At 60.1% G+C, this 15,241-nt stretch carries 9 protein-coding genes; 6 read left to right on the top strand and 3 right to left on the bottom strand.

Going from position 1 to position 15,241, the window contains the following annotated elements; translation table 11 throughout:
• Nucleotides 1-149: 149 nt before the first annotated feature.
• Complete coding sequence (putA, locus tag AC0IYN_RS08210) at nucleotides 150-4,103, bottom strand: trifunctional transcriptional regulator/proline dehydrogenase/L-glutamate gamma-semialdehyde dehydrogenase (protein ID WP_457239556.1); 3,954 nt, start codon at nucleotides 4,101-4,103, stop codon at nucleotides 150-152.
• 460 nt (nucleotides 4,104-4,563) lie between these two features.
• On the opposite strand from putA, the gene putP reads away from it, so the two are divergent.
• The 6 genes from putP (at nucleotide 4,564) to AC0IYN_RS08180 (ending at nucleotide 11,395) form a co-directional block, all read left to right on the top strand.
• The gene (gene putP, locus AC0IYN_RS08205; protein ID WP_458376277.1) at nucleotides 4,564-6,048 is read left to right on the top strand and encodes a sodium/proline symporter PutP; all 1,485 of its coding nucleotides are present in this window, start codon (nucleotides 4,564-4,566) and stop codon (nucleotides 6,046-6,048) included.
• A 204-nt stretch (nucleotides 6,049-6,252) separates the two neighbouring features.
• The gene (locus tag AC0IYN_RS08200; RefSeq protein ID WP_471841010.1) at nucleotides 6,253-8,271 is read left to right on the top strand and encodes a type VI secretion system Vgr family protein; all 2,019 of its coding nucleotides are present in this window, start codon (nucleotides 6,253-6,255) and stop codon (nucleotides 8,269-8,271) included.
• Nucleotides 8,272-8,442: 171 nt separating this feature from the next.
• Nucleotides 8,443-9,291, top strand: coding sequence for a hypothetical protein (locus tag AC0IYN_RS08195; protein WP_458376279.1), 849 nt, complete (start codon nucleotides 8,443-8,445; stop codon nucleotides 9,289-9,291).
• 1 nt (nucleotide 9,292) lies between these two features.
• Nucleotides 9,293-9,679 (top strand): hypothetical protein, encoded by a 387-nt coding sequence (locus AC0IYN_RS08190; protein ID WP_458376280.1) that lies wholly within the window; start codon nucleotides 9,293-9,295, stop codon nucleotides 9,677-9,679.
• A gap of 67 nt (nucleotides 9,680-9,746) precedes the next feature.
• On the top strand, nucleotides 9,747-10,472 hold the full coding sequence (locus AC0IYN_RS08185) for a DUF4123 domain-containing protein (protein ID WP_471841007.1): 726 nt from the start codon (nucleotides 9,747-9,749) through the stop codon (nucleotides 10,470-10,472).
• Between the two features lie 86 nt (nucleotides 10,473-10,558).
• The gene (locus tag AC0IYN_RS08180; protein WP_010213693.1) at nucleotides 10,559-11,395 is read left to right on the top strand and encodes a 23S rRNA (adenine(2030)-N(6))-methyltransferase RlmJ; all 837 of its coding nucleotides are present in this window, start codon (nucleotides 10,559-10,561) and stop codon (nucleotides 11,393-11,395) included.
• A gap of 195 nt (nucleotides 11,396-11,590) precedes the next feature.
• On the opposite strand, the gene msrA is transcribed toward AC0IYN_RS08180, so the two are convergent.
• Together msrA and AC0IYN_RS08170 are read right to left on the bottom strand one after the other, a co-directional pair.
• Nucleotides 11,591-12,238: a peptide-methionine (S)-S-oxide reductase MsrA gene (gene msrA, locus AC0IYN_RS08175; protein ID WP_338573487.1), complete on the bottom strand. Its 648-nt coding sequence runs from the start codon at nucleotides 12,236-12,238 to the stop codon at nucleotides 11,591-11,593.
• A gap of 73 nt (nucleotides 12,239-12,311) precedes the next feature.
• On the bottom strand, nucleotides 12,312-15,005 hold the full coding sequence (locus AC0IYN_RS08170; RefSeq protein ID WP_471841004.1) for a putative bifunctional diguanylate cyclase/phosphodiesterase: 2,694 nt from the start codon (nucleotides 15,003-15,005) through the stop codon (nucleotides 12,312-12,314).
• Nucleotides 15,006-15,241 lie beyond the last annotated feature (236 nt).

Below are 15,241 nucleotides of genomic sequence, written 5' to 3'. Positions count from 1 at the left end.
TGATTTGGGTGATGGAGGTGTAAAACAACAGCGCAAGGCTTGCGCAGTCCATGTGGGAGCTGGCTTGCCTGCGATGGCATCGCTGCGGTCTGTCAGTAGCACCGCGTCGCTTGCATCGCAGACAAGCCAGCTCCTACAAGGGGAGGGTGTTAGCCGATGGTCATCAGGCTGGCGTTACCGCCTGCTGCAGCGGTGTTAACACTCAACGCCCGCTCAATCACCAGGCGTTCCAGTGCAATCGCGGTCTCGCCTTGCGACAAGCCATGCACCCCGACAATCGCTCCACTACGCTGCGCCACTTGCTGGCACACCGCACGCAATTGATCGGAATCACCGTGGTGCAGGACGGCGTCGAACACCACTTCGTCCTTGGTCCAGTCGGCCACGCGCTTGATCTTCGCCTGAATCTCCTTCGGCAGGCGTGGGAACAAGGCCTTGGTCAGGTCAGATTCCGGCCATACCGCCGAACCGCCCACGGCCAGTACCGCCGCCAGTTGCGTCAGCAGATCGCCTTCTACGTCCGCCAGGCACAATACGTGCTCGCGGGGCAGGATGGCGTAGCTGTTGCGTTCGCCGGTCGGGCCGGCCAGTTGGCGGGTGATGCCGCTTTGCGATTGCGCGGCGAACTGGCTGCACAGGGCGCTCAGGTCGCTGAACTGATTGCTGTCGGCCCAGGATTTCAGGGCGGTCAGCGGCTGGCTCATGGCGTCGCGCAAACGAACATCCGGTGCAGCCAGTGCATCGCCACGTACGAAGGATTGCTCGATGGCATCCGTAGGGCGCGTCGACAGCAGGCGGTACAGGTACAGCGGGCCACCGGCTTTCGGGCCAGTGCCCGACAGACCTTCGCCGCCGAACGGTTGCACGCCAACCACGGCACCGACGATGTTGCGGTTGACGTAGACGTTACCGGCATTAACGTTGTCGATCACCTTGGCGATGGTCTCGTCGATACGGGTATGCACGCCCAGGGTCAGGCCGTAGCCGGAAGCGTTGATCTGGCCGATGAGCTGGTCGATCTCTTTACGCTTGTAGCGCACCACGTGCAGTACTGGGCCAAAGATTTCGCGTTGCAGTTCGTCGAAGCTTTCCAGCTCGATCAGGGTTGGCATCACGAAGGTGCCGCGCTTGATCTCGTCGCCGTCGGCAATCGCCACCTGGTACACGTTGCGGCCTTTGTCGCGCATGGCCTGGATGTGTTTCTCGATACCGGCCTTGGCTTCGGCGTCGATCACCGGGCCGATGTCCACGGACAGGCGCTCCGGGTTACCGAGGCGGCATTCAGCCATGGCGCCCTTGAGCATTTCGATCACACGGTCTGCCGAATCTTCCTGCAGGCACAACACGCGCAGGGCCGAGCAACGCTGGCCGGCACTGTCGAAGGCCGAGGACACCACGTCGATAACCACTTGTTCGGTCAGCGCCGAGGAGTCGACGATCATCGCGTTCTGGCCACCGGTTTCGGCGATCAGCGGGATCGGACGGCCCTGGGCGTCCAGGCGGCCGGCGACATTGCGTTGCAGCAGGCGCGCCACTTCGGTGGAGCCGGTGAACATCACGCCTTTGACGCGATCATCACCCACCAGGCGCGCACCGACGGTTTCGCCCTGGCCCGGCAGCAGTTGCAGCACGCCTTCCGGAATGCCGGCTTCCAGCAGGATGCGCACGGCTTGCGCGGCGACCAGTGGAGTTTGTTCGGCCGGCTTGGCCAATACCGGGTTACCGGCGGCCAGTGCGGCAGCGACTTGACCGCTGAAGATCGCCAGCGGGAAGTTCCATGGGCTGATGCAGACGACCGGGCCCAATGGGCGGTGGGCGTCATTGGTGAAGTCGTTGCGCGCCTGCACCGCGTAGTAGCGCAGGAAGTCCACGGCTTCACGCACTTCGGCGATGGCGTTGGCAAACGTCTTGCCAGCTTCGCGGGCCAGCAGGCCCATCAGCGGCTGGATCTCGCCTTCCATCAAGTCGGCGGCGCGCTCCAGGATCGCGGCGCGCTCGGCGGGCGGGGTGGCCTGCCAGATCGGGCCGGCGCTGATGGCGCACTGGATGGCGTTGTCGACGTCTTCGACGGTGGCTTCTTGCACATGGCCGACCACGTCACGCAGGTCGGACGGGTTCAGCACCGGTGCCGCTGCTTGTTCGCTGGCGGCGCAACCGAGCATCGGCGCGGCTTTCCAGTGGTTGTGAGCGGTGGCCAGCAAGGCGCAGGACAGCGAGGCCAAGCGATGTTCGTTGGCCAGGTCGATACCGGCCGAGTTGGCACGGTCGCTGCCATACAGGTCGCGTGGCAAGGGGATGCGCGGGTGCGGCAGGCCGAAGCCGCCTTCCAGCGTGGCCATTTGCTCGATGCTGGCCACTGGGTCGGCCACCAGCTCCTGGATCGAAATGGATTGGTCGGCGATGCGGTTGACGAACGAGGTGTTCGCGCCGTTTTCCAGCAGGCGACGGACCAGGTAGGCCAGCAGCGTTTCGTGAGTGCCGACCGGTGCGTACACGCGGCACGGACGGTTCAGCTTACCCTCGGAGACCTTGCCTACAACCTGCTCGTACAATGGTTCGCCCATGCCGTGCAGGCATTGGAACTCGTACTGGCCGGGGTAATAGTTCTGACCGGCGATATGGTAGATGGCCGACAGCGTGTGGGCGTTGTGCGTGGCGAACTGCGGGTAGATGACTTCCGGCACCGACAGCAGTTTGCGTGCGCAGGCAATGTAGGAAACGTCGGTGTACACCTTGCGGGTGTACACCGGGTAGCCTTCCAGGCCTTCGACTTGGGCGCGCTTGATTTCGCTGTCCCAGTACGCGCCTTTCACCAGGCGGATCATCAGGCGATGGCGGCTGCGGCGCGCCAGGTCGATGACGTAGTCGATCACATACGGGCAACGCTTCTGGTAAGCCTGGATCACGAAACCGATGCCGTTCCAGCCGGTCAGTTGCGGCTCGAAGCACAGGCGCTCGAGCAGGTCCAGGGACAGCTCCAGGCGGTCGGCTTCTTCGGCGTCGATGTTCAGGCCGATGTCGTATTGCTTGGCCAGCAGTGTCAGGGACAGCAGGCGTGGGTACAACTCGTCCATCACACGCTCGTACTGCGCGCGGCTGTAGCGCGGGTGCAGCGCCGACAGCTTGATGGAAATGCCTGGGCCTTCATAAATCCCACGGCCGTGGGAGGCTTTGCCGATGGAGTGAATGGCTTGTTCGTACGAGGCCAGGTACTTCTGCGCATCGTGTTCGGTCAGCGCGGCTTCACCGAGCATGTCGTAGGAATAGCGGAAGCCTTTGGCTTCGAACTTGCTCGCGTTGGCCAAGGCTTCGGCGATGGTTTCACCGGTGACAAATTGCTCGCCCATCAGGCGCATGGCCATGTCGACGCCCTTGCGGATCATCGGCTCGCCGCTCTTGCCGATGATGCGGCTCAGGGACGAGGTGAGGCCGGCTTCGTTGTGGGTGGCGACCAGTTTACCGGTCAGCAGCAGGCCCCAGGTCGCGGCGTTGACGAACAGCGAAGGGCTGTTGCCCAGGTGCGGCTGCCAGTTGCCGGTGCTGATCTTGTCGCGGATCAGCGCGTCGCGGGTGCCTTTGTCCGGGATGCGCAGCAGCGCTTCGGCGAGGCACATCAGGGCCACGCCTTCCTGGGACGACAGGGAAAATTCTTGCAGCAGGCCTTGAACAATCCCGGCACGGCCGCCTGCGCTCTTCTGGTTACGCAGTTTCTCGGCAATCGACGCTGCCAGCTTGTTGGTGGCTTCGGCCATCGGCGCCGGCAGGCGAGCCTGCTCGATCAGCATCGGCACCACTTCCGGCTCCGGGCGGCGGTAAGCGGCGGTGATCGAGGCACGCAGCACGGATTGCGGCAGGATGCTCTCGGCGAACTCAAGGAAGCACTGGTGGGCGTGGTCGGTCTGGACCTCGCCTGCATCGTCGGCGTCCTTGCTGCTCGAACCATTGAGTTCGGTCAGGGTTGCACCACCCTCCAGTTTCTCCAGGTAATTGAAAATCGCCTGCTTGATCAGCCAGTGCGGCGTGCGATCAATGGAGGTCGCGGCAGCCTTCAGGCGCTCGCGGGTCGGGTCGTCGAGTTTGACCCCAAGGGTGGTCGTAGCCATTTTCTTATCCTCATGGGTGCCACTACCGAGTGGCATTAGCTGGCGGCAAGATTAGCTTTGCGCATGCAGAGGTGCAACCGGGTGCAACCCTTTTTATTCAGGAAATTTTCGATGGTGATCGGGAAAAAAAGACACCGCCGACGGATTCCGCTCTTCCTTGGTGCGTTTGCTTCTGAGATCGGCTGTTCTTGCTCCGAAAAGGAGCAAAAACGAGGTGTTTTCAGCAAAAGACCCCTAGGTGCAACTTATTCTCACGAAACTGGTTGCACCTTATTTGCTTTGTTGAATAGCATTCGCGCCCAAGGTGCAACCTACTTAAACGTTCGGTTCATCGGCTGACGGCTTTCCTGGGGAAACGTCAGTCATAAATGCGCGGCACGCAGCCACGTCTACCTACTTCCAGTGGGTGGCCGTCTGACAGACCGCCGCTACATAAAAACAAAGCCAGGGCGTCACTCTTATGAGCGTTAGTAATCCAACCCTGATCACGTTCGTGATCTACATCGCAGCAATGGTGCTGATCGGCTTCATGGCCTATCGCTCCACCAACAACCTTTCCGATTACATCCTGGGCGGTCGCAGCCTCGGTAGCGTGGTGACTGCCTTGTCGGCCGGCGCTTCCGACATGAGCGGCTGGTTGTTGATGGGCCTGCCGGGTGCGATCTACATGTCTGGCCTGTCGGAAAGCTGGATCGCCATCGGCCTGATCGTCGGTGCCTACCTCAACTGGCTGTTCGTCGCCGGTCGCCTGCGGGTACAGACCGAACACAACGGTGACGCCCTGACCCTGCCGGATTACTTCTCCAGCCGTTTCGAAGACAAGAGCGGCCTGCTGCGGATCATCTCCGCCGTGGTGATCCTGGTGTTCTTCACCATCTACTGCGCCTCCGGCATCGTCGCCGGTGCCCGCCTGTTCGAAAGCACCTTCGGCATGTCCTACGAGACCGCGCTGTGGGCCGGTGCAGCAGCGACTATTGCCTACACCTTCGTTGGTGGTTTCCTGGCGGTGAGCTGGACAGATACCGTACAAGCCACGCTGATGATCTTCGCGCTGATCCTGACGCCGATCATCGTGCTGCTGGCCACCGGTGGCGTCGACACCACGTTCCTGGCGATCGAAGCCCAGAACCCTGACAACTTCAACATGCTGAAAAACACCACCTTCATCGGCATCATCTCGCTGATGGGCTGGGGCCTGGGTTACTTCGGCCAGCCGCACATCCTGGCGCGTTTCATGGCGGCGGATTCGGTGAAATCGATTGCCAAGGCACGTCGCATTTCCATGACCTGGATGATCCTGTGCCTGGGCGGTACCGTGGCGGTGGGCTTCTTCGGTATTGCCTACTTCTCGGCGCATCCGGAAGTGGCAGGTCCTGTGACCGAAAACCACGAACGCGTATTCATTGAGCTGGCCAAGCTGCTGTTCAACCCATGGATTGCCGGCGTGCTGCTGTCGGCCATCCTCGCGGCGGTGATGAGCACCTTGAGCTGCCAGCTGCTGGTGTGCTCCAGCGCCCTGACCGAAGACTTCTACAAGACCTTCCTGCGCAAGACTGCCTCCCAGCTTGAACTGGTGTGGGTCGGCCGTGCCATGGTGCTGCTGGTGGCTCTGGTCGCCATCGCCCTGGCCGCCAACCCGAACAACCGTGTTCTGGGCCTGGTGAGCTACGCTTGGGCAGGTTTCGGTGCTGCCTTCGGCCCTGTGGTGCTGATCTCGGTGATCTGGAAAAACATGACCCGCAACGGCGCACTGGCCGGCATCCTGGTCGGCGCGATCACCGTGATCGTGTGGAAACACTTCGAATTGCTGGGCCTGTACGAAATCATCCCAGGCTTCATCTTTGCCAGCCTCGCGATCTACTTCGTGAGCAAGATGGGCGCACCGACTGCCGGTATGGTCGAGCGTTTTGATGCTGCGGAAAAAGACTACAACCTCAACAAGTAATTCGCTGGGTGTTTAGCGCCAAGTGAGTTGAAAGAAAGGCCCGCGTCCTATGGATTGCGGGCCTTTTTTTACGTGTGATTTACGTCGGTCCTAAGAAAATTCGGACGTGCGCACGTAGGGTTTTACTGATTTTCTTGGCGAGTGCTCAGCAGGTCGCAAGGGTGATGCAAAATCGGCAGCCCACCCCCCGCAGAGAAACACCGGATGTTCGCTCCTGCCAACCAAAGCGCCTTTACCCTGACCCTCGACGGGGAGCCCAGTGAACTTAAGGTGTTCGGTTTCACCGGCACTGAGACAATCAGCAAGCCCTACTGTTTCGACTTGGAATTGGTCAGTGAGCAGCCCGATCTCGACCTGGAAAACCTGCTGCATCGCCAGGTGTACCTGGGCTTTGATGATAAAGGCCACGGCGTTCATGGCCAGGTTTACCGAGTGGCACAGGGCGATTCAGGGCGCCGTCTTACGCGTTATAAAATCAGTCTGGTGCCGCAACTGGCGTATCTGAAACACAGCAGTCACCAGCGTATTTTCCAACACAAGACGGTGCCGCAGGTGATTGCTGAGGTGTTGGCGGGGCAGGGCATCCAGAGCAACCGCTTCGAGTTTCGCCTGAGTGGCACCTATCCGGAACGTGAATACTGCGTGCAATTTGGTGAGACCGACCTGGCATTCATTCAGCGGCTGTGTGCCGAGCTGGGCATTCACTATCACTTCCAGCATTCGGTCGACCGGCACCTGCTGGTGTTTGGTGATGACCAAACCGTGTTTGCCCAGGCGGAGCACGCTACGCCCTACATGCCCGGCTCCGGGATGGTGGCGGATACCCCAGCGATCAAGCGTTTTGCAGTGCAATTGGAAACCCGTACCACGGCGTTAAACTTGCGCGATTACGACTTCCGTAAGCCGCGTATGGCGCTGGAAAGCGCCGTGGCTGGCGAGCAACTCCCCAGCCTCGAAACGCAGGACTATCCCGGCGATTTCAGTGACCGCGCCCATGGCAAATACCTTGCGCAACGTGGCCTGGAGCGTCACCGCAGTGACTACCGAATTGCCAGTGGCGAGGGCGACGAGCCGGCCCTTGTCACTGGTCGGTTCCTCAAGCTCAGCGGGCATTCCCGTGAAGACTGGAATGACTTATGGCTGGTGACAGAAGTCACCCACGAAGGCAAGCAACCCCAAGTGTTGGAGGAGGCCGTCACCGAGGTCTCAGGCGGAGATTTTCGTCAGGGCTATCGAAACGAGTTTGTCGCCACACCGTGGGACGTGATCTTCCGTCCGCCACTGCCTGAGCAGCCGCGCCCGACTATTTCGGGCTATCAGAACGCAGTCGTCACCGGGCCTGTCGACAGTGAAATTCATTGCGACGAATACGGCCGGGTCAAAGTGCTGATGGCCTGGGACCGCGCCGGGAAGCACTACGACCACTCCAGCTGCTGGCTGCGCGTCGCCACCGCTTGGGCCCATGACCGCTACGGTTCGGTCCTGATTCCTCGCGTCGGCATGGAAGTGCTGGTGGGTTTCGTCAACGGTGACCTTGACATGCCGCTGGTAGTCGGCTGCCTGCCCAACGCGGCCACGCCTGTGCCCCTCGACCTGCCTGCGAACAAGACCCGCAGCATCTTTCGCAGCCAAAGCACCCCAGGCGGTGGTGGCTACAACGAACTGCGCATCGAAGACCGCAAGGGCGCTGAAGAAATCTACCTGCGCGCCCAGCGCGATTGGACCCAGCACGTGTTGCATGACCAGCAGGTGCAGGTCGATAACGTGCGCCGCGTGAGCGTCGGAGGTGAGTCGCACCATGAGCTGCTGGGTGAAGAACAGCGCATCACTCATGGCAACCGGCTGACTGAGCTGAAGCAGGATGATCATTTGGTGGTCGGCGGTTCGCAGCAAACGCGCGCCGGGCGGACGATTCAGATTGGTGCGGGGCAAAGCGTGGTGATCGATGCGGGCGCCACGGTGACGATTCAGGCGGGTGGGCAATCGATCACGCTGTCGGCCGGTGGGATTTTCAGCAGCGTGCCGATCCAGCTCGGTGGTGCGCCTGCTCCGCCAGCTTCACCGTTGACACCCGGAATCAAGGAAAAGCTGTTGGCGGTAATACCTGTACCGCTAAGCCCTGTGCAAGTGGCGAGCCTGAAGCGAAGTGCGCCGTTTTGTGAAGAGTGCGAGCGCTGCAAAAACGGACAGTGTGATCTCACGCAACATGCGGGTAAGGGCTAGGGAACAACCGCTGGCAAAGCCTCTGGCGTCGAGCCGGGGTTCCATATTGTGCAGCGTGCGATGTCTCGTGATGCGCTCGAATAATCTCTGTTCGAATCGCCTAGTGCGATCGTACTGGAGCGTTTTCGCAGCCTTAATCCTCAGCTCACTCAGTACGCCAGGCCGGGGCAAATGCTGGCACTCAGTGATCCGTTCAATAGCCAATGCACCCGTGAAGAAGCGTTGCTGATGGAAGCGGCGCAGGAAGTGAACGATGCGTTGACGCCGATGAGTGATGAAGATGCAGCGTTTATGGTTGAGCACCAGGAAGTGATTGGTGCGTTTTTGGCGCAGAGCTCCATGGCGGCAGGGGTTGGATCAAGCATGGTGGCAAGTCATTTAACTCGGACCAAGTCGATCCTCGTCGATCTTGAAAAGTTACACCTCAACACTTTCCGGGCTCAGGGCAATTTGCGAGGCGCAGAGTTTTTCGCCAACCGTCAGAAGTTACTAACTCAACTGGATAACAGTCTCGGGCCTCTGATGCGAAAAGGTGTTGGTATTGCCGATCACCCAAAGCTCAGAAGCGCTTTGGGGATTTCCAGTCGTAGCCTGGTTCATCATTGGAGCAAAGCAGGAGTGTCAGGGGGGATTCCGGGGTACGCAACGCATATTCAAGGTGTGGCGCGGGCGAGTCAGTATATGAAAGTCGGCGGGTTTATTGGAATTGGACTAGGGGCGTCAGCTTCCGCACTGAAAGTGAAGGAAACGTGTCGAGTGGGTAGTTCTGCTGACTGCAAGAAAGTGAAACTCAAGGAAGGCGGGAGTTTTTTAGTCTCGGTTGGAGGCAGCGGGGCGGGTGCGTATGCGGGTGCATTAGCCGCCGCGCCTATATGTATCGCTATAGGTGTAGGAACATTTGGCGTTGGCGGATTAGTTTGCGGCGTGGTAGTTGTGGGAGCTGCAGCAGCGATAGGTGGGGGGGCAGGGGCTAGCATAGGAGAGAAGATAGGAGAAATTGTTTATGAGGGAATAAAATAATATGGAAGAGGCAAGGATTTTATATTCGTACTGCCTAGTGATTGCAGTGGTATGGATTGTTCTCGTTTTAATAGGTCAGGTCTATTTTTCATATCGTAAAGTCGATGAAATAGTGCAGTGTTTGGGCGCTTCAAAATTGGTCTCTTACCGTAAGCATTTTGTGGGTGCTGGCTTTTTCAGCAAAATGTTTTTTGTAAATACTGTCGCGGGAATGTTTATATTTCAGAGGTTACATATTAAGGATGGAGCCGTCACTCGTGAGGAGTTGGATACAGTCCCGCGCCGATTAATGTTTGAGTTAAGGATGTGGGGTTTTTTTTTGATGGGCATGGGGGGGTACGCCATTAGTTTGTGGGGGGTTGGTAAATACATGGGCTGGCTTAAATGAGGACTTTCAGAAAATCGGATACTAGTCGCCTGTTTACCCACATCTTATTGTGAAGGAGCGTTTTTCAATGCCGTTGCAGTTCATACCTCGTACGTGGCTGGTCCACCACCCGATTCAATCCACCGAAAATCTTTTCGCCATTTTCAGCACCGCCAGCGTTGCAAAGCCTTTGGACGCTTGGCGAACCCTGGCCGTCGGAATGCCGCCCCAACCAATCTGGGCAGGCACGGCCTACGCCGAGTGGAGCGAGGTAATGCCCTATGTAGGCATCATCGAACCCGACAGCCCCTTCCTCGATTGGATAGCAACGACCGAGTCGAAAGACTGGGGCTGGTTGGCGGTATCGTTGAGCCCACTGGAAACGGTGGTAGCGCACCTGCAAAGCCTGACAAAGGTGTATTTGCCAGATGACCAGCAGGTGTTTTTGCGCTTCTGGGATGGCTCTCAGTTTCTGCCGATATTGCAACAGCTGGGCGATGAGGCGGGCAAGGTGCTGCCAGTGTTCCGGCGCTATCTGATCAATGGTCAGCCGCTGGCAGTGGCGACCGGTTCGGTCACGGCCGCCAAAACCAGTCCGTGGTGGCATGTACCTGCACCCTTATTGGAGCAACTGGCGGAGCAATCACCGCAAACCCTCATCGACAACCTGGTGCAATGGCTTGAAGAGCAACGTCCTGACTTGTACACAGCGTTTAAATCTGAAACCTTGCGGCACAAGGTCGCTTACTTTGCGCGCAGTGCGAATGTCAGCCATGAAGCGTTATGCGCATTCCTGGCTTCAGAGTTGGGGTGAGCCCCGCGCGGGGCAAGCTCGCGCACCACAACCCTGCACCTTTGCTCGCGCAGAAGGTAAACTTCGCCCCCTGCGCAGGAGCAACCATGAATTATCGTCACGCCTTTCACGCCGGCAACCACGCCGATGTCTTCAAACACCTGACCTTGACCCGCCTCATCGCCTTGATGTCGCGCAAGGAGCAGCCGTTCGCCTACCTCGACACCCATGCTGGGATCGGTCTGTACGACCTGCAAGGCGACCAGGCCAACCGCACCGGTGAATACCTGGAAGGCATCGCGCGCCTGTGGGGCGAAAGCGACCTGCCGCCGCTGACCGCCGATTACATGCGTGTGCTGCATGAGATGAACCCGGATGGCGAGTTGCGTTACTACCCAGGTTCGCCGGAGTTGGCGCGACGCCTCACTCGTCCCCAGGACCGCGTGCTGCTCAATGAAAAGCACCCGGAAGACGGTGTGTTGCTCAAGGACAACATGAAGGGTGATCGTCGCGTGAAGGTGCATTTGGGCGAAGGCTGGCATGTACCGCGTGCCCTGCTGCCGGTGCCGGAAAAGCGTGCGCTGATGCTGATCGACCCGCCGTTCGAGAAACTCGACGAAATGCAACGCTGCGCCGCGTCCCTGAAGGAAGCCGTGGGCCGCATGCGCCAGACCGTCGCGGCGATCTGGTACCCGGTGAAAGACCAGCGCATGCTGCGCCGTTTCTACCAGGACTTGGCCGGCACCGGTGCGCCGAAGTTGCTGCGCGTGGAGTTGCTGGTGCATCCGCTGGATACGCCCAATACCCTGACGGGTTCGGGCCTGGCGATCGCCAACCCGCCGTGGGGCCTGGAAGAGGAGTTGCGTGAGCTACTGCCATGGCTGTCCAAGAAACTGGGCCAGACCCAGGGTGGGTGGCAGATGGATTGGCTGATCGCTGAGTAGTCAGCAACTCTGATCAATTTGCAGGGGGCGGGCAGTTGTGGTGAGCGAGCTTGCTCGCGCTGGGCTGCGTAGCAGCCCCAAAACCAGTCACCACGGTCTATCTGAAAAACCGTAGCGGCCTTGTTGGGGCCGCTTCGCGCCCCAGCGCGAGCAAGCTCGCTCACCACAGGGGATCTGTGTACCCACAAAATGGCTTCAGATCGGGCAGCTCACGCCCGTGCCGCCAATCCCGCAATAGCCCTGCGGGTTCTTCGCCAGGTACTGCTGGTGATACGCCTCGGCGAAGTACACCGTCGGGGCTTCTTCGATTTCAGTGGTGATCGCACCCAGTCCGGCTTTGGTCAGCTCAGCTTGATAAGCCTCGGCACTCGCCTGCGCCGCCGCCAATTGCTCCGGCGTGGTCGCATAGATCACCGAGCGGTACTGGCTGCCGATATCGTTGCCCTGGCGCATGCCCTGGGTCGGGTTGTGCAGTTCCCAGAACATCTTCAGCAGGTCTTCGTATTTCACCTTGGCCTGGTCATACACCACCAGCACCACTTCGCTGTGGCCGGTCAGGCCCGAGCAGACTTCTTCATAGGTCGGGTTCGGCGTGTAGCCGCCGGCGTAGCCGACCACGGTGCTGACCACGCCATCGCGCTGCCAGAACCGGCGCTCGGCCCCCCAGAAGCAGCCCAGGCCGAAGATCGCAAAGCCGACGTCATCAAGGAACGGGCCCAGCAGCGGGTTGCCGTTGACGAAGTGAGTCTCTGGCAGCGCCATCGGGGTTTCACGGCCAGGCAGAGCTTGTTCTTGGGTAGGCAGCACGTTTTTGTTCACCAGAATTTCCGAGCGCAAGACCATGATCAGTCCTCTCGTAAGGTTGAGTTAGCGGTAAATTGTCAGACCGTCAGTGTGCCCGAGTGTTACGGCGCTGTCAGGCGATTGGCCCGCGCGGGTAGCGTTTGAGCATCGCCAGCAGCTCTGCGCCGGGGATCGGCCGGTCGAACAGGTAACCCTGGCCCACATCGCAGCGATGGCGGCGCAGGAACGCCAGTTGCTCGGCGGTCTCGATGCCTTCGGCGACCACCTTGAGCTTGAGGTTGTGGGCCATGGCGATCACGGCCGAGGTGATTTCCATGTCGTCCTGGTTGTCCGGGATCTCGTGGATAAAGCTGCGATCGATCTTGATGATGTCGATGGGGAATTTTTTCAGGTAACTCAGCGACGAGTAGCCGGTGCCGAAGTCGTCCATGGCCAGGGTCAGGCCGAAGCTCTTCAATTGATCAAGTTGCAGGCGCGTGTCTTCGGTGGCTTCCAGCAGCAAGCCTTCGGTCAACTCCAGCTCCAGCAAGTTGGCCGGCAGTTGTTCTTCCTTGAGGATCGTGGCAATCGAAGCCACCAGGTCCGGGTCGGAGAACTGCTTGGGTGACAGGTTGATCGCCACCTGCAGGTTCCCCATGCCCGCGGCGGTCAACTGCCTGCTCATGCGGCAGGCCTGGCGCGCGATCCATTTGCCGATAGGGATGATCAGGCCGGTCTCTTCAGCCACGCTGATGAATTGGTCAGGGCGGATCATGCCTTTTTCCGGGTGGTTCCAGCGCAGCAGCGCCTCCATGCCCAGCAAGCGGCCGCTGCGCAGGCACAGCTTGGGCTGATAGAACACGTCCAGCTCGTTCTGAGTGAGGGCGCGGCGCAGGTTGTTCTCGACGAACAGCTTGTAGCTGGCCTCGGCATTCAGCGCTTCGGTAAACACCTGTACCTGGTGTTTGCCGTTGGCCTTGGCCTTGTGCAGGGCCAGGCCGGCGTTGCGCATCAGGGTCTGCGGGTCGCGGCCATGCAGCGGCGCGCACGCCAGGCCCACGGAGCCGGTGACGCTGATCAACTGGTTGTCGACGAACATCGGTTTGTCGAGGGTTGCCAGCAACTGGCTGGCAACCTGCTGGCCGCTCTCCAGGTCGGTGTCGTCGAGCAGCACCGCAAACTCGTTACTCGCAAACCGCGCCAGGCTGCCACCGGCACTCAGGCTGTTGCGCAAACGGCGCGCCAGGCTGATCAGCAGTTTGTCGCCGGTCTGGTGGCCGAGGCTGTCGTTGATGCGCTTGAAGTTGTCGATGTCCACCAGCAACAGGCTGATCGGGCTGTCGCTGTCACGGGCAAAGCGTTCGTCGAGGTTGCGGATGAACGCCGGGCGGTTGCCCAGGTTGGTCAGGTTGTCGGTGTAGGCCAGGCGCTCGATGCGCTGCTGGGCCAGCTTGGTCTGGGTGATGTCTTCGTAGATGCCGATGTAGTGCGTCAGCTCGCGGTTGTCGCCGTACACCTTGGAGATCGACAGCTGGCCCCAGTAGGGTTCGAGGTTTTTGCGTCGGCTCTTGAATTCGCCCTGCCAACTGTTGCTCTTGGCCAGGCTCGACGGTGCATCGAAGAGCAATTCGCTGAGGTTCTCCAGCGCCGGCAACTGGGCCAGGCGGTGGCCGTGGACCTCTTCGGCGCTGTACTGGGTGATCGCGGTGAAGCTCGGGTTGACGTACTCCACGACGCCGTCGCAGTTGACCAGCAGGAAAGCGTTGGCGCTTTGTTCCACGGCACGCTGGAACAGGTGCAAGGCGCTGGTGGCGGTGCGGCGATTGTGATTGTTGATCACTTGAGCGAATTGGTCGGCCAGCTCGCCGGCGAAGGCGATTTCATCGGCCTGCCAGGCACGCGTGCTGCCGCTTTGTTCCAGGCACAGCACGCCCACCACCTGGCCATCGACGCGAATGCTGGCGTCCAGCATGGCGTGGATGTCCTTGGCGCGCAGGTTGTCGGCCATTTCCCGGGTGCGTGGGTCGCGCATCGCGTTAGTGGCGTCGATGGCCCGGCTGGTGTGCAAGGCCTCCAGGTAGTCCGGGAAAAAACTGGCATCAATGGGGTCGGGCAAATGGTGCTGCTGATTGTCGCGGTGGTAGGCCGAGATCGGTACCAGGTGATGCCCTTCGAGGTTCCAGATGCTGGCGCAGTCGAGCTGATAGATATCGCAGGCGCTGCGGGTGATCAGCTCGGCGGCTTCTTGCAATGAATTATTGGTGGTGTAGCGATGGCGGGCCAGCAGCAGGATCAGCTCCTGTTGGGCGCGCACCCGCTCCAGATGCTGCAGCTGTTCCTGCTGGGCGCGCTGGTTGAGTTCCAGGGCGATCTGCAGGCGGCTGTTCTGGTTCTCCAGGTCTGCCGTCGGGGCAGCAGTGGGGATTTCACTGAACAGGCCATCGACCACCATCAAATAGCCGCGCAGCAGGTGCCGATTGTGTTGTTTGTAGGCTTCGCCCATCTCCAGCAGGCTCAGTGGGCCGTCGCTGGTGTGCAAGGTGTAGCGCACCAGGTAGTGAGGGCTCTGGGTCAGTTGCTGCTGGATAGTGTCGTGCAACTCATAGCGCGCCTGGGGCTCCATCAGGCTGGCATAGGGAGTGCCGAGCAGGGCGCACAGCTCGACCGCCGGCAGGCCGAATTGGCGCTCGCAGTTGGGGTCGAGGTAAAGGAGGGCCCAGCTTGCCTCATTAAGCCGCTCGAAACGCAGCATACCGAGGCGCGAAGGCACCGGTAACTGCGTCACTACCTCGGCCGCCATTCGGGCGACATCGGGTTGGCTTTTCATGGGGGAGACTCACTTGAAATAACGCGCACGGCGCCGGGCTCACGCCCTCTTTTCTGTTGCCTGCGGCAAGGTTGCATCATGCGGCGCGGGCTGACAAGAGAGGATGAAGGCTAAGTGCTATAAGGGGGTTATCGGCCGCGAGAGGGATTTCTGCAATCGAGGTGATGGAAGGTGTACAAACCTGTTTTGTGTGTCCAGCTTCCTGCGGGGCAACAGGCAAAAAAAGCCCCGCCAAG

It is taken from the genome of Pseudomonas sp. AC112 (assembly GCF_979253545.1).
The sequence above is the reverse complement of the archived record's forward strand: the minus strand, read 5'-3'. Positions and strand labels throughout refer to the sequence as shown.

Excerpts from the sequence above, each read along its gene's own strand:
- putA (WP_457239556.1), bottom strand. The coding sequence starts at position 4,103 with ATGGCTACGACCACCCTTGGGGTCAAACTCGACGACCCGACCCGCGAG.
- putP (WP_458376277.1), top strand. The coding sequence starts at position 4,564 with ATGAGCGTTAGTAATCCAACCCTGATCACGTTCGTGATCTACATCGCA.
- AC0IYN_RS08200 (WP_471841010.1), top strand. The coding sequence starts at position 6,253 with ATGTTCGCTCCTGCCAACCAAAGCGCCTTTACCCTGACCCTCGACGGG.
- AC0IYN_RS08195 (WP_458376279.1), top strand. The coding sequence starts at position 8,443 with ATGCTGGCACTCAGTGATCCGTTCAATAGCCAATGCACCCGTGAAGAA.
- AC0IYN_RS08190 (WP_458376280.1), top strand. The coding sequence starts at position 9,293 with ATGGAAGAGGCAAGGATTTTATATTCGTACTGCCTAGTGATTGCAGTG.
- AC0IYN_RS08185 (WP_471841007.1), top strand. The coding sequence starts at position 9,747 with ATGCCGTTGCAGTTCATACCTCGTACGTGGCTGGTCCACCACCCGATT.
- AC0IYN_RS08180 (WP_010213693.1), top strand. The coding sequence starts at position 10,559 with ATGAATTATCGTCACGCCTTTCACGCCGGCAACCACGCCGATGTCTTC.
- msrA (WP_338573487.1), bottom strand. The coding sequence starts at position 12,238 with ATGGTCTTGCGCTCGGAAATTCTGGTGAACAAAAACGTGCTGCCTACC.
- AC0IYN_RS08170 (WP_471841004.1), bottom strand. The coding sequence starts at position 15,005 with ATGAAAAGCCAACCCGATGTCGCCCGAATGGCGGCCGAGGTAGTGACG.